Below are 14,341 nucleotides of genomic sequence, written 5' to 3'. Positions count from 1 at the left end.
CCGTGCAAGTCTTCCGTTTACTTGGCGCGTGTGACGGCGTCGAAGCCGATTTTGGCGTGCGTGCCGTCACAAAAGGGCTTGTTGTTGGACGCGCCGCAGCGGCACAGGTACGTGGTCTCCTTGGTTTCAAATGCGTTGCCTTCCACGTCGACCAGCTTGATCGGACCCTTCACCAGCAATGGCCCGTTGTCTCTCGGGGTAATGCTCACCTCAGACATGTATTGTACCTCCTTTCGAATTCCTTCTTTTCATTTTATTGCCTTTCTTTGGTGTTGTGGTTACATTATCCCATGTCCCCCACTTGCTGTAAAGAAAGGAAGCGGCTGACGGTTACCGTTTTTCCAGTCCGGTTTGGCGGATGCGGACATCATAGGTGACCTGAATCTCTGCATTAGAAAACAGGGTTTCCCAGCTGTCAATCTTCTTCCAGGCTTCTGGGTAGCGGCCGCGAACCAATGTTCCCAGCCTGAGAATGTCTGCATGATATTCCTTCTGCAGTTTCTGCAGGGTCTTTTTGGCTAGTTTCTCGTAATATGCGGCGGTGGCTTGTTCCACCTCGTTCATCCAGCGGACGGGGTCGATGATTTTTTTATAGGTGGATTCGGTGATGCTGCCGTCCATCCGGATGCAAATCTGAAAGCGGGGTTTTCCGCCTTCAAACCGGGCATCGATCCGTGTTTTCGTTTTTTTCGGATGAAACGTGACGAACACATTCTTTTCCGGATCGATGGGAACGGTGACGTCCGGGCCGTTCCGTTGATTGCGGATATGGATCAGAGGAATGATTTCATGTGTGTCCAGATGGCCGACCATCCGGTTGCCACGGAAGACGGCCAACCGATCCAGCTGAATGTCCTCTTTGCTGACACGGGCGTAATAAGCAATGGGTTCCTCGGTGGTTTTGCTCATGGCGATGTACATGTCCCCGAGGGATAATTTGGGCAGAATGCCCAACTGGCTGGAGGTTTTCAATTGATCCATGACAAACACGGTCGGCAGTTGCTCCAGTTTTGGACTAAAGGTCAGGAGGTTGCGGGCCTCTCCATGTACCACAATCGGCCAGAGCAGGCGGCGGAAAGAAGATTTGCGGCGGAGCCCATCAATAATGGAGGTTATGTTCTCCCGGGCCACCTCTTCGCTGATGGCAATCACCCGCGTATGTCCGACAAAGATCATCTGGTTGGTACGCTTTTGCAGGTTGTTTAACCCTTCCATCAAGGTATCGCCTGTGCTTGTGATGACGCGGTAGGCTTCGCCACCGCCACCTCCACCCGTACCCGTGCTGCCGGCAATCTGATTGGGAATGGGCACCTGAATCGAGATCAGGTAGTCTCCAGCGGTTCCCTTGTCAATGCCAATCGCGCTCACGAGTGATCTCTGCTCGATATCCCGACGGTCCCAGCATCCCGTAAGGAACATGCCGGCAAACAGGAGAACGAGGAAGAGGGCAACATGCGGACGATGGCAGAAAGTGGATGGTTTCAATCTCATGTCCTCCTTTCCGGAGACTCCATATCTACTGGCCTGGATGGTCCGTCCGGCGGTTCCCGTTTTTTTCCCGAAGCCGGATCTGGGCCAAGAGCCACAAAATGAGCGGGATTCCAAGCCAGAGCAGGACACTCAAGTAACCCAGGATTTCTATCCAATGAAACACCTGGTAGACGTGAGCCGGCAGGTTGCTTAACCACAGGAGCAAAGGAAACAGTCCCAGAACGATCCACTGGTGATGCCGGATCCGGAAGGATTCCTGCAAGATCTTGGCCGTGGCAAAGTAGAAATTGCTGATGGCCGTAAAAATGGCGGCCACCCACACGGCCAGGTAGGCTGCCTCCACGCGCTCAAAGATCAATCCGGGGATTTCCGTGCTGGTGGCCAGCTCCAGGGTGGGCCACATCAGCCGCTCCAGTTCCTCATAACTGAAGACGGCAATCGCGGCCAGCGTGATCAGGGTGTTCAGCAGGGCGGGAATGCCGATGCCGATAAACTGGGCCCGCCTGGCTGCCGGGATGGGTTGGGTGAAGGCGGAGAGAACCAGCATCATTTCAAAACCCTTATAGAAAACGGAAGTGGCCAGAAGGCTGATGAAGAAGGCTCGCCAGTCAACGGGAAACAATGGCAACAGATTGTTCCAGCGGGCGTTTTGAAAGGAAATGAGGGTCAGCAAGAGCACGGGAATGACAATGAGCGGAAAGAGCAATTCGTTGACCCGCGCGATCACTTCGGCTTCATGCATCGCCAGGTACATGGCCGTGGCCAGCATCAGGAAAAGGATCACGTTCATGGGCGTGTTCTCCAAGACGGCGGCCATGATCACCTCGCTGAAGGCGCGTGTGATCATACTGGTGTCTGCCAGCCATATCCCTGCCAGGCTGATGAGAATGGGGAAACTCAGGACGACTCCCAATCGCGGCCGCGTTTTTCCGCCGAGGAGCTGCCTGCTGTAGGAGACCACGGTTTGGCCGACAAACCGCTGGCCGAGGCTGGAGATCAGACCCATGCCGAGCATGGCCATGAACATCCCTAGAAATATGGACAGCCATCCTGCTTCATGCGCCCAATAGCTGGCGATCCGCGGAAGGGTGAGGACGCCCATCCCGATCAACGTACAGGTCAGGATGGCGGTCACTTGTCGTGGAGCGATCACATAGGGGGTTTCCTCTTTCGCGATGTTCACGCGTTGCGCAATGTTGGATTGACTTCCTGGTTCAGCCATCTCAGATTCTCCTTTTCTGCCTCAGATTACCCCAGCCGCTTGTCGTCGCGAGGCTTCATGATTTTTGGGCGGCTCCGCATCCAGAAGAGCGGCGCGCGAACCAGCGCATCTTTCAAATCGGAGGTACGGCTTGGTGAAATCGGCGCCATGTAGGGAACGCCGAACGACTTGAGACTGGAGAGGTGGATGATAATCACGATCAAAAACAGCATGATGCCCAGAAGGCCTAAGGTGCCGGCGGCCAACATCATTGGAAAGCGCAACATGCGCAGGGCGATGGCCGCGCTGTAGCTGGGGGTGGCGAAGGAACCGAGCGTCGTCAGACCGACGATGATGACCAGGATGGGGCTGATGATCCCGGCGGAAACAGCCGACTCGCCGATGATCAAGGCACCGACAATGCCGATCGTCGGACCGATCGGACCGGGCAGGCGGACACTGGCCTCCCGCAGGATTTCCACGGCGATTTCCATCAGCATCGCTTCCACCACTGCAGGAAAAGGCACGGTGGCGCGGCCGGCCATCATCGCGATGGCCAGTTTGGACGGGATCATTTCCGGGTGAAACGAGGTAAAGGCGATGTACAGGGAAGGCAACAGCAACGACATTCCCATGCTGATCAGGCGGATGAAGCGGATGAAGGTGCCGATTCCAAACCGTTCATAATAATCTTCCGGGCTGTGGTAAAACTGCGAAAAGACAGCCGGTGCGATCAGCACGAAAGGTGTGCCGTCGGTGACGATGATCACTTTTCCCTCCAGGAGGTTGGCCACCGCTTTGTCCGGGCGTTCGGTATTCTGGATTTGGGGAAAGGGGGACCAGTGGTTGTCCTCAATCAACTGTTCCAGGTAACCGCTTTCCAGGGCGCCGTCGATGTCGATGGACTGCAGCCTCTTGACCACCTCTTCGAGAACCTTCTGGTCAACGATGCCGTCGATGTAGATGACGGCGACGTCGGTGTTGGTCCGCTTTCCGATGGTCATGTTTTTGACGCGCAAGTCGGGGTCTTTCAGTCGCAGACGGATCAGCGCCGTGTTCACGCGCATGGTCTCGGTAAACCCGTCGCGCGGGCCCCGAACGACCGATTCGGTGTTCGGTTCCTGCACCGCGCGTCGTTCCCACCCCTTGGTGTTCATGAACAGCGCCATCTCTTCCCCGTCCACCAAGAGGACGGTATCGCCGGAAAGGAGGCTGCGGGTGATCTGCCGGAAGTCGTTGGCCTGTCCCACCTCGTTGATGGTGAGCCCGCTTCTGATCAGCTGGTCGATCAGGGGGGGAGGAGCGGATTCATCCGGTTTTTCGTCCGTGGGCTGGCGCGTATGGAACATCAGGCTCTTGAGGATGTAGTCGTCTATGATCGTGGCGTTGACCAGTCCGTCGATGAACACAATGGCCGCCTTTTTTTCCGGTTTGCCCGCCAGAATGATGTTCCGCATCACCAGATCATCGCTTTCGCCAAAGATATGGCGGATCGTGTCGATGTTGTCAGCCAGTTTTCGGGACAATTTCCTCTCTTTGAGGGCTTCCGTTTTCTTTTCCGCCTGTTTGGCCTGTTCCTCTTTTTTCTTTTTTTTGAGCTCTGAGACTTTCACGGGATGACGTACTTTGCGCACCATTTTCTCCCCCTTACAGGGATTAGTTTGATTTTCCATCCCGTTTTTATGCTTTCAGGAAAAAAGAAAGAAGGAGGGGCAAAAACCCCTCCCTTCTTTCATTGGATGCTTTCCGGCGCAAAGTCCCGCATCACATCCAGCAACTCTTTGCGCGTGCCGATGATGAACGGCGTATCCAGCTTGGTGTAGCGCCTTGCTTCTGTCTCCCGGAGATGGCGGACGAGATCGACAAACTTTTCGTACTCATCGGACTCAAAGGCCAGGATCCATTCGTAGTCGCCGATGCCAAACCCTTGGACGTTGTTGGTTATCACCTCGGGGAAATCCCTGCCCTTCATCCCGTGCTCACGCAGCATCTTTCCCCGTTCTTCCCGCGGCAGCAGATACCATTCGGGCGTGCGGACGAAGGGATAGAGACAGAGGTACTTTCGTGGCGGCAAGCCTTTTTGGAAGGATGTGATGTGATCGCCGACAAATTCCGGGGGACGCGTCAGCCCCGGAAAAGCCCACTGCAAGACGGTGCCTTGTCCGAATGCGGTACCGCGCACATCGACGGCGAAATCCTGCAGGACATCCACTTCTTCCGAGAGGATCCAGAAGACCACGTCAGAATCGTTCCGGAACCCTACCGTGCTGTAGATGCCGCGGACGGTGATGCGATCGCGGTACTTGTCCAGGACAGCTTGCAGTTCTTCGGCGGCCTGCTGCCGTTGTTGTTCAGGGAGACGAAACCAGTGTTCATTCCTCCGGTAGACGAGATGATTGGTATAGATGGTTTTGCGATTTTTGCCGGTATCCTGTGGCGCATGGTGTTGATGGTCCTGATGGGTTGCCATGTCGTCGACACTCCTTTCGTCTTCGTCCGTATTATACCACGAGTGGAGAGGCGGCACGGGACAATCTGTTGACAATTTGGCAAATTGATGTTCCAGGCAATGACATTGCACCGGGATCCGCTTTTCGTTATAATGATTGTGCGATTTAGATAATGCGCATGCGATATACAGTGTTGCCATTATTTTCTGCGTGCATGACCCTTTCTTTTCGGCGATGGCAAATCTTTTCGGCGATGACAAATAAAATAATTGAAGAAGGATAGATTCACAGTTGGTTGTGAATCTTTTTTTACACCCTTAACGGAAGTCATTTCTGCGAAGTCATGTATCGTCGTTGACGGATACAAGAGGAGGGGGAAAGGTTGTCCCAAACAAAACCGCGACGAAAAAAAGGAAGGGTGATACGGATTGCCCTCTTGTTAGCTGTGTTGCTGGCTGTTTTCAGCATCGCCGGAGTCGTGATCGCCGGCGAGATGATGATTGACGAAACCAAATTGACACAGATGAGCCAGACTTCAACCGTCTATGATGCGGATGGTCAGGAGATAGCTTCGCTTTATGTGGAAAACCGCAAATTGATCGAGGACTTTGATAAGGTGCCGGACTATGTGCGGGATGCCTTTATCGCGACGGAAGACAGACGGTTTTATAAGCATTTCGGGGTGGACCCGATCGGCATCCTCCGCGCCCTGGTCGTCAACTTGCAGGCAGGGCGGACGGTGGAGGGCGGCAGCACCATCACGCAACAGCTTGCCAAACTGACCTATTTGACTCATGATCGCACCCTGAGCCGGAAAATCAAGGAGGCCATTATCGCCGTCAACCTGGAACGGAAGTTTTCGAAGGATGAAATTCTGGAGATGTACCTGAACCAAGTCTATTTTGGTCACGGCGCTTACGGCATTGAAACGGCCTCACAACTGTATTTCGGCAAATCGGTGACCGAACTGACACTGGGCGAGGCGGCCCTGCTGGCCGGTCTGCCGAAGGCGCCCAACGATTACTCTCCCTTCAACGACCTGCAAAAGGCGATGGAACGCCGCAAGGTGATTCTCAAGCTGATGGAGGAACAGCAGTACATCACGGCTGAGGAACGGCAGATGGCAGAGCGGGAGGAAATTCGCCTGGCCGAGCGGCCGAAGCGGAAAACCTTTGCCCAGGCCTATCTGGATTATCTGGTCAAGGAGGCGGAGAAGAAGTACGGTTTTACAGAAGCGGAACTGTACCGCGGCGGTTACAAGATTTACACCAACCTGAACCGTCAGGCCCAGGAGGCGATCGAGGCCGTTTTCGCGGATGACCAGTATTTCCCGAAATCGGCCGATGATCAAAAAATTGAAAGCGGGATGGTGATTCTGGATCACCAGACCGGCGGGATCCTGGCGATGGCCGGGGGCAGGGATTATGTGCCCAAGGGTCTAAACTGGGCGACACAACGGGACCGGCAGCCCGGCTCCTCGTTCAAGCCGATTGCCGTGTATGGACCGGCGCTGGAAGAGGGCTGGAGCCCTTACGACCTTTTGGTCGACAAGAAGATCACCTACAAGGAGTACGGAAACTGGACTCCGACCAACCCGGGCGGCCGCTATCGCGGGCAAGTGACGATGATGACCGCGGTGACGGATTCGATCAACGCTTCTGCAGCCTGGCTGCTGAACGAGATCGGAGTGGAAAAGGGTTACGAATTTGCCACCCGGTTGGGCGTGCCGATGGCTGAGCAGGACCGTCATAACCTGGCCATTTCCCTCGGCGGCCTCACGCATGGCGTGTCGCCTCTGGACATGGCCCAGGCCTATACCGCGTTTGGCAATAACGGCAAGATGATGCGGGCTTATGCGATTCAGAAGATCACCACGCAGGATGATCGTTTGATCGTCCAGGCCGAACCCAATGGCGAAACCGTCATGAGCCCGCAAAGCGCCTATTACATGACGCGGATGCTGGAAAATGTGGTGAAGGAGGGAACGGGTAAAAATGCCCGGATGGATCGGGCAGTGGCGGGGAAAACGGGAACCGTCGCGCTCGATCCGAAGGTGTTCAAGGTGAACGGGAACAAGGATGCCTGGTTTGTCGGCTACACGCCGGAATGGACGGCTGCGGTCTGGATGGGGTATCCCAAGACGGATGAGAAGCATTACCTGAAATTCAGCGGCGGAAGTTATCCGGCCAAGCTCTTCAAAGAAGTGATGCGGCGGGCCTTGAAAGGCCACCCGGTGACACAGTTTGAGCGTCCGGAAGGTGTGGCTGAACTTATCCCGCCTGTTCAGTTGACGCAGATTACGGACCTGAAGGGACAATACAACCCCGCGCAGCAGGCGATCGAGCTGAGCTGGACCCCTCTGGAACCGGAAGGTGCTGTGGGTTACCGGGTATACCGCAGGGCCGAACCGGCAAATTGGCTTGGACAGTGGTTGAATGGACGAAAAGGAGAGCAGAAGAACGAGGAGAACCCGCAAGAACAGGGACCGGCAGAGGGTCAACCCTCGGAGGCGCCGCCTGAATTGGGCGTGGCACCCCAGGGGGACACGTTGATCGGTGAAAGCAGGGAGGGGTATTTCCGCGATGAAGGCGTGGATTCCCGGTACACCTACACTTACTATGTGATTCCTTATAATCTGAAGACCGGCGAGGAAGGGCCCAAATCCAACGAGGCTGTGGTCGAGGTGACGGGCTCCGGGAATCTGAAAGATTACCTGAAAGAATGGGAGAAGCGATGGAAGAATGAACGTCCTGAGGAAGAAAATCCTCAGGAAGAGCAGCCTGATCCTACCCAGCCTCCCGATGGGAACAATCCGCAGCAACCTCCCTCGGAGGGAGATGATTCGGAGGGAAATGATTCCGGAGAGGGAATATGGCCACCGGTGAATGGGCTGTTGCCGAAGCCGCCGCAGGAAGAAAAAGGGAAAGGGAAGCCGGAACAGCCTGCCAATCGGCAATCTACCCATCCGGATGCGCTCCCCTCCGAACCGCCGGACGGCTGGCCGCCAGAGCAAAGCCAGGTCCCTACCCCGGTTCAGCGAGGGACGTACTAAGAGAGATATTTTCATGCTGAAAAGCGCTTGAAAAGTTTTGTCAGGGCCCCGAACAAGTGATTCGGGGCCTTAAATTTTTCCTGATTTGCTCTTGCACAACTCGATGTTTCGTGTTATGATATAACTTGTCTGTGATGAGATGATGTTAACGTACGAGAGCCATTAGCTCAGTTGGTAGAGCACCTGACTTTTAATCAGGGTGTCGGTGGTTCGAGTCCACCATGGCTCACCAGCAAGATGCGGGTGTGGCGGAATTGGCAGACGCGCTAGATTCAGGTTCTAGTGGCCCACAAGGCCATGGAGGTTCAAGTCCTCTCACCCGCACCATACATACAGACCATGAAAGCCTTGATTTTCAAGGCTTTTTTCTATTTCTGCGTGTCTTAATCAATGATGGTGGAATAAAGAGCATGTGTTCTGTTTTAGGTGGTTGGTGCCAAATTGGTGCCAAAAATTTATAAAAACCGGCGAGGGTCTGGAGGGGGCAATAAAACCCACTCCTTCAGGGGTGGGATACATGGACCCCTCCTGGCAAACATTTGTTCCATCTTCCTTTCCCATGGTATCATAAGGACAAGGAAAGAAGGTGGAACAAATGCACAAGGCGTACCGGTTTCGCATCTACCCAAACAGGACGCAACGTGATCTCATCCATAAGACGTTCGGATGTTGCAGATACGTCTTCAATCACTTCCTCGCCAGACGGAAGGAAGTATACGAGGCGGAAGGAAAGACGCTTGGGTATAATGCCTGCTCCGCCTTGCTCACCCGTCTCAAGAGAGAGCTGGATTGGCTCAAGGAACCGGATGCCACGGCGTTGCAGACGGAACTGCGGCATCTGGATGACGCATTCAAACGTTTCTTTCGGGAGAAAAAGGGCTACCCACGTTTTAAGAGCCGGAAGAACCCGGTGCAATCCTATACATCCAAAAACAACAAGGGAACCATCGCCATCCAAGGAAACCGGATTCGTCTCCCGAAACTGGGGTGGGTCAGGTTTGCCAGGTCCCGCGAGGTCAAGGGCCGGATCATCTCCGCCACCATCCGGCGGAACCCGACGGGTAAGTACTTTGTCTCGGTGTTGGTGGAAACGGAGATTCAACCGTTACCCGCTTGTGATAGTAAAGTGGGCATTGACCTTGGGGTGAAAGACTTTGCCGTCCTTTCCACCGGTGAATCCATTGCCAATCCGAAACATCTGTACAAACACGAAAGGCGGTTGATTCGCTGGCAACGCATCCTTTCCCGTCGAACCCAAGGCGGCAGGCGATGGGAGAAGGCCCGGTTGAAAGTAGCCTGTCTGCATGAGAAAGTGTCCAACTGCCGAAGGGACTTTCTGCACAAGCTGTCGACCAGGCTGATTCGCGAGAACCAAGTGATCTGCCTGGAGGACCTGCAGGTGCAGCATATGCAAAAGAACCACCGGCTGGCCAAGCCTATTTCTGATGCATCCTGGGCAACGTTCCGTTCCATGTTGAAATACTAGGTGAATTGGTACGGACGAAGCCTCGTGCTTGTGGCCAGGACATTTCCATCAAGCCAGCTTTGCTCTTGTTGCGGATTTCGCAACAAAGAAGTGAAAAACCTTGGCTTGAGAGCATGGACATGCCCAGAGTGTGGTGCTCACCACGACAGGGATGTCAATGCTGCAGGAACATCCTGCAAGAAGGATTGCGTCTGTTGGCATAGCCAACTGAACCGTGGGACACACGGGGATCGCTCGGTCAAGAAGCGACCGTTGGGTCGCTGTTCCCGAGAATCCCACGGCTTAAAGCCGTGTGGAGTGTCAATTAAATAAAAGCTTGTCAGACAAAGGCGCTTTTTGTTAAAAATGAATTAAAGAAAATTCCATACGCCTGCTCTAAAAGTGCCCGGGTAAACGTGCTCGGGATAATAGGGAAATCGGTGAAAATCCGATGCAGCCCCCGCTACTGTGAGCGTGGATGAAATTGCAGCAAACCACCGGCCAGACAACCGGGAAGGTGCAAGAGTAAGATGAAGCGCGAGCCAGGAGACCTGCTTTTAGAGCTTGTGTCGCTTTGTCTTTCGGTGGGAAGGATAAAGGGAAAGTATCCGAAGCGCTCATGCTGTTCACCGCTTTAAACTTCCGGTTTTGAGAAGCGGCCCTAAAGTTGGGGTCGCGCCGGGTGAACAGATCGTTGGCTTTGACAGGATGTACAGTCCCTGGCCCTCCGGCCGGGGCTTTTTTGCTTGTTTGTTGAAAATTGGCTGTCATATGGTTTCCTGCAACTGAATAGAGGATCGGCAGAGGTGCCCGCAGGCAGTTCGATGGGCTTAAAAGGGAAGACCGGTGAGAATCCGGCACGGTCCCGCCACTGTGATTGGGGAGAGAACCATCATGAAGCCACTGGGTTTTTCACCTGGGAAGGAAGATGGGGATCGATGAACCATGAGTCAGGAGACCTGCCTTTGCCGCGTTGGTCAACTTCCTACGAGGATAGGAGAGTTGATGGGGAATAAGGCCTTGGCGCTTCGGCAGGCGTTGTGGGGTCCCAGATGGATGGGGACTTCGATGCGCGTGTGATGGACATGCTCAGGCCAAGTGAGGGAAAACGTACTCAATCGTTCCTTTTCAACGGCACCCTTTCCGCGTGGGAAGGGTGTCTTTATTTGTTTTCTTAACCATTCATGGGAGGGGTTTTTTGGCATGAAGGGACGTGCGATGTCGGGCAAAATCATGGTTGTGGGATTCGGCCCGGGAGATGTCAAGCACATGACGTACAGGGCCAAGGAAGCTTTGGAAGAAAGCGACGTGATCGTCGGGTATAAAACGTATGTGGAATTGATCCGTCCGTTTCTCAAGGGTCAGGAAATTATCCGAACCGGCATGACCGAGGAAGTGTCCCGGGCCCAATCCGCCGTTAAAAGAGCGGAAGAAGGGAAAAAGGTGGCGGTCATCTCCAGCGGTGACGCCGGTTTGTACGGCATGGCCGGACTGGTGTATGAAGTGCTGATGGCCAAAGGATGGCGGGAAGAGACGGGGGTCCAGGTGGAGATCATTCCGGGCATATCGGCCATTCATTCTTGTGCTTCCCTGTTGGGGGCCCCGGTGATGCACGATGCCTGCACCATCAGCCTCAGTGACCATTTGACCCCGTGGGAATTGATCAAAAAGCGGATTGAAGCGGCGGCCATGGCTGATTTTGTCATTGCTTTGTACAATCCCAAAAGCGGACGACGGACCCGCCAAATCGTGGAAGCCCAGCGGATTTTGCTGGCCCATCGGTCGCCGGACACGCCGGTGGGCTTGGTCAAAAGCGCCTATCGTAAGCGGCAACAGGTGGTGCTGACCACATTGAAGGAGATGCTGGAGCACGAGATTGGCATGCTGACGACGGTGATAATCGGCAATTCCACCACCTTTGTCTACGACGGCAAAATGATCACACCGCGGGGCTATCAGCGCAAATACACGCTGGACCGGGAAAAACAGCCGCTGGCTCCTCGGGAGCGGCTGCGTCCGGAAGCGGAGCCGTGGGCCTTGCAGGCCGAGGAAAAACATCCACCAGCTGCCGTTCCCGAAACAAAGGGGACAGAAAAGCAAGCAACGGAAGCAGCACCGGAGAAGACGCCTTACCAGTGGGCCATGGAAGCTTGGCAAAGACTGGATGCCCGGCGGGAAGCGGCCGCCGCTTCACCGCGAGGGACCGTCGCTTTTTCCCTAGGTCCCTTTAACGGTCAGGTAGAGGAGATTTTGGAGGCAGCGGTCAGCCCTGGCCTGGCCAATAAGCAATTCAAGCCTGAACAATTGCAAAAGTTGGCTGAGCTGGTTGGCGACAAAGGATCGATCCGTTACAGCCGCCACCACCAGCTGCTGGTGGAAATTCCCACCAGCGATCCGGAGCAGGTGGTCAACCAATTAAAAAATGTCGGTTTGTTGGTGGAACCGGTGGGGAATGTGGTGCAGATCAAAGCCTGCGACTTTTGCGACGGAGAAAAATTTGACGCCATTCCCTATGCGGAAGAGCTGCACAAATGTCTGGGAGGCTTGTCGGTCCCCAAAACCTTAAAAATCGGGTTCAACGGATGCGGCATGGCCTGCTACGGCGCGGTGAACGATGACATCGGCATTGTTTACCGCAAAGGGCGTTTCGACCTGTTTTTAGGCGGAAAGAACATCGGCCGCACAGCCCATCCGGGACAGCCTGTGGCGGAGGGCATCCCCCCTGAAGAGCTGGTTGGCCTGATTGAGCGCATCGTCCGTTTCTATGCTGAAGAAGGACATCCCAATGAGCGCTTCCATAAGTTTTTCAAGCGGGTCAAAGAAATTGAGGGCTTTCAATATCAAGATGTGTGGCCGCCAATCACGGTTGATACGGTGGCTTGCGGCGATTAAAAAACTTAAGGAGGGGAACCGGATGAACCGGTTGGAAGAAAGACGCAAAGCGGTCCTGTTGGTCGGACATGGCAGCAAAGATCCCGAAGGCAACCGGGAAGTGGCCGTGTTTGCGGACAAGCTTAAGCCCGCTTTAGGGGAATATCTCGTTCGCCACTGTTATTTGGAGTTTGCCTCCCCGACCATGACGGAGGGCATCGCGCAATGTGTGGCGGACGGCGCGCAAGAAATCGCGTTGATCCCCGTCCTGTTGCTGCCGGCCGGCCATGCGAAGCTGCAGATTCCCCATGAACTGGATGAAGCCCGCCGCAAGTATCCTGAGGTCACCTTTCATTATGGGCGGCCGCTGGGCCAGCATCCGCACATCGTGGATGTCTTGCTGTCCAGACTGGCGGAAAGCGGTTTTGGGCTGACGGAAGAAGCAGACAGCGGCATGGCCCAAAAGACCGTCGTCCTTGTCGTGGGCCGGGGAAGTTCCGATCCGGATGCCAACAGTGAACTGTACAAGCTGGCCCGTCTGCTGTGGGAAAAGGTGAATGTGAAGTGGGTAGAGACGGCATTTATGGGCGTGACGGAGCCCTTGTTGGAGGAGGGCCTTGAGCGCTGCGTGCAGCTTGGCGCCGAACGGGTAGCGGTGCTTCCCTATTTTCTCTTTACCGGCGTGCTCATGAAGCGCATGGCCCGGGCGGTTGAGCGTTTTCGCGAACGGCATCCTGATTGCCAGATTCGTTTGGTTCCCTCCTTTGGGGATCATGAACAATTGCGGTCCATTGTACTGGACCGGGTGCAGGAGGCATTCGCAGGTCAGGCGCGAATGAACTGCGATCATTGTCAGTATCGTCTTTATGCCTTGGAACATTTGGGTCATCATCACCACCACCATCAACACGCGCAAAGTTGAAGCGGTGGCAGGCGACATCTGCCACGGGCAGGCACTTGTTTGGGAAAGGAGCGATGGCGCTTGATTTTCATGCTTGCCGGCACGAGCGACGCACGGGAATTGGCCTTGGCCATCCAGGCGGCAGGGTACCGGGTCCTGACTTCGGTGGTGACCGAACATGCTGCCAAAAGGCTGCATGAAGCGGGGCTTGAGGTGCATGTCGGTCGCCTGACGGCGGAAGAGATGGTCAACGTGATGAAAGCCCACGGCTGCCGGGTGGTTGTGGACGGCAGTCATCCCTATGCCGATCAAGCCTCGCAAAATGCGGTCCAGGCGGCGAAAATGGCCGGCGTTCCCTATATTCGTTATGAGCGGGAGCAACAACGCTTTGAGCATTCCCGCATTGTCTGGGTGGATGATTACGAACAAGCCGCGGAAATTGCCGCGCAAAAAAAGGGCGTCATCATGCTCACCACCGGGAGCAAAACCGTGGATATTTTTGCCCGCCGGCTGTTGGGGATCCCGGAGGTGACGCTGGTGGTCCGATTGCTTCCCCGCAAGGAAAATATGGAAAAATGTGAACAGCTGGGCATCGACCAGCGTCACATCGTGGCCATGCAGGGGCCCTTTTCCAAAGAGTTGAACAAAGCCTTGTATGACCATTACGGTGTGAATGTGATGGTCACGAAAGAAAGCGGCAAGGAGGGAGCGGTGGATGAAAAGGTGGAGGCGGCCCTTGAAAAGGGGATCGAGGTGATCATGATCAGACGCCCCAAGGTGGACTACGGGGTGTGTTATCACACATACGGGGAAGTGTTGCGTCACCTGAATCGGTTCGCTGTCCGGCCGGTTGAGGCGTGAACGCTGATCAGGCGGCGCCTGAGGAATGTTCGCGCGCTGCGCATGGAAA

At 55.0% G+C, this 14,341-nt stretch carries 9 protein-coding genes, 2 tRNA genes, 1 pseudogene and 2 other annotated features; of the genes and pseudogenes, 7 read left to right on the top strand and 5 right to left on the bottom strand.

Annotated features, from left to right (window positions below; translation table 11 throughout):
- Positions 1–17: 17 nt before the first annotated feature.
- From BAA01_15875 to BAA01_15855, 5 genes are all read right to left on the bottom strand, one after another.
- Positions 18–218, bottom strand: a complete 201-nt coding sequence (locus BAA01_15875; GenBank protein OUM90326.1) for an iron-binding protein — start codon at positions 216–218, stop codon at positions 18–20.
- A gap of 112 nt (positions 219–330) precedes the next feature.
- Positions 331–1,419, bottom strand: coding sequence for a hypothetical protein (locus BAA01_15870; GenBank protein ID OUM90406.1), 1,089 nt, complete (start codon positions 1,417–1,419; stop codon positions 331–333).
- A gap of 97 nt (positions 1,420–1,516) precedes the next feature.
- Positions 1,517–2,674 carry a hypothetical protein gene (locus BAA01_15865; protein OUM90405.1) on the bottom strand — a complete coding sequence of 386 codons (1,158 nt, stop codon included), beginning with the start codon at positions 2,672–2,674 and terminating at the stop codon, positions 1,517–1,519.
- 65 nt (positions 2,675–2,739) lie between these two features.
- Positions 2,740–4,329, bottom strand: coding sequence for a spore gernimation protein (locus tag BAA01_15860; protein ID OUM90325.1), 1,590 nt, complete (start codon positions 4,327–4,329; stop codon positions 2,740–2,742).
- Between the two features lie 95 nt (positions 4,330–4,424).
- Positions 4,425–5,162 (bottom strand): hypothetical protein, encoded by a 738-nt coding sequence (locus tag BAA01_15855; GenBank protein OUM90324.1) that lies wholly within the window; start codon positions 5,160–5,162, stop codon positions 4,425–4,427.
- A gap of 362 nt (positions 5,163–5,524) precedes the next feature.
- On the opposite strand from BAA01_15855, the gene BAA01_15850 reads away from it, so the two are divergent.
- The 7 genes and pseudogenes from BAA01_15850 (at position 5,525) to BAA01_15820 (ending at position 14,292) form a co-directional block, all read left to right on the top strand.
- A complete protein-coding gene (locus BAA01_15850; protein OUM90323.1) occupies positions 5,525–8,194 on the top strand; it encodes a hypothetical protein in 2,670 nt (889 codons plus the stop codon).
- A gap of 156 nt (positions 8,195–8,350) precedes the next feature.
- Positions 8,351–8,426, top strand: a tRNA-Lys gene (locus BAA01_15845).
- 7 nt (positions 8,427–8,433) lie between these two features.
- A tRNA-Leu gene (locus tag BAA01_15840) sits at positions 8,434–8,521 on the top strand.
- A 268-nt stretch (positions 8,522–8,789) separates the two neighbouring features.
- Positions 8,790–9,883 (top strand): annotated as a pseudogene (locus tag BAA01_15835) (transposase).
- Positions 9,884–10,042: 159 nt separating this feature from the next.
- Positions 10,043–10,233: a binding site (cobalamin riboswitch), on the top strand.
- 213 nt (positions 10,234–10,446) lie between these two features.
- Positions 10,447–10,641, top strand: a binding site (cobalamin riboswitch).
- A gap of 236 nt (positions 10,642–10,877) precedes the next feature.
- A complete protein-coding gene (locus BAA01_15830; GenBank protein OUM90404.1) occupies positions 10,878–12,551 on the top strand; it encodes a precorrin-3B C(17)-methyltransferase in 1,674 nt (557 codons plus the stop codon).
- Between the two features lie 22 nt (positions 12,552–12,573).
- Positions 12,574–13,452 carry a sirohydrochlorin cobaltochelatase gene (locus tag BAA01_15825; protein OUM90322.1) on the top strand — a complete coding sequence of 293 codons (879 nt, stop codon included), beginning with the start codon at positions 12,574–12,576 and terminating at the stop codon, positions 13,450–13,452.
- 60 nt (positions 13,453–13,512) lie between these two features.
- Complete coding sequence (locus tag BAA01_15820) at positions 13,513–14,292, top strand: precorrin-6x reductase (GenBank protein OUM90321.1); 780 nt, start codon at positions 13,513–13,515, stop codon at positions 14,290–14,292.
- The last annotated feature ends 49 nt before the right edge of the window (positions 14,293–14,341 follow it).

This window comes from Bacillus thermozeamaize (genome assembly GCA_002159075.1).
Lineage (GTDB): Bacteria > Bacillota > Bacilli > ZCTH02-B2 > ZCTH02-B2 > Bacillus_BB > Bacillus_BB thermozeamaize.
This window is presented reverse-complemented; position numbering and strand designations above follow the sequence as displayed.

Excerpts from the sequence above, each read along its gene's own strand:
- BAA01_15870 (OUM90406.1), bottom strand. The coding sequence starts at position 1,419 with ATGTTCCTTACGGGATGCTGGGACCGTCGGGATATCGAGCAGAGATCA.
- BAA01_15855 (OUM90324.1), bottom strand. The coding sequence starts at position 5,162 with ATGGCAACCCATCAGGACCATCAACACCATGCGCCACAGGATACCGGC.
- BAA01_15875 (OUM90326.1), bottom strand. The coding sequence starts at position 218 with ATGTCTGAGGTGAGCATTACCCCGAGAGACAACGGGCCATTGCTGGTG.
- BAA01_15825 (OUM90322.1), top strand. The coding sequence starts at position 12,574 with ATGAACCGGTTGGAAGAAAGACGCAAAGCGGTCCTGTTGGTCGGACAT.
- BAA01_15830 (OUM90404.1), top strand. The coding sequence starts at position 10,878 with ATGTCGGGCAAAATCATGGTTGTGGGATTCGGCCCGGGAGATGTCAAG.
- BAA01_15860 (OUM90325.1), bottom strand. The coding sequence starts at position 4,329 with ATGGTGCGCAAAGTACGTCATCCCGTGAAAGTCTCAGAGCTCAAAAAA.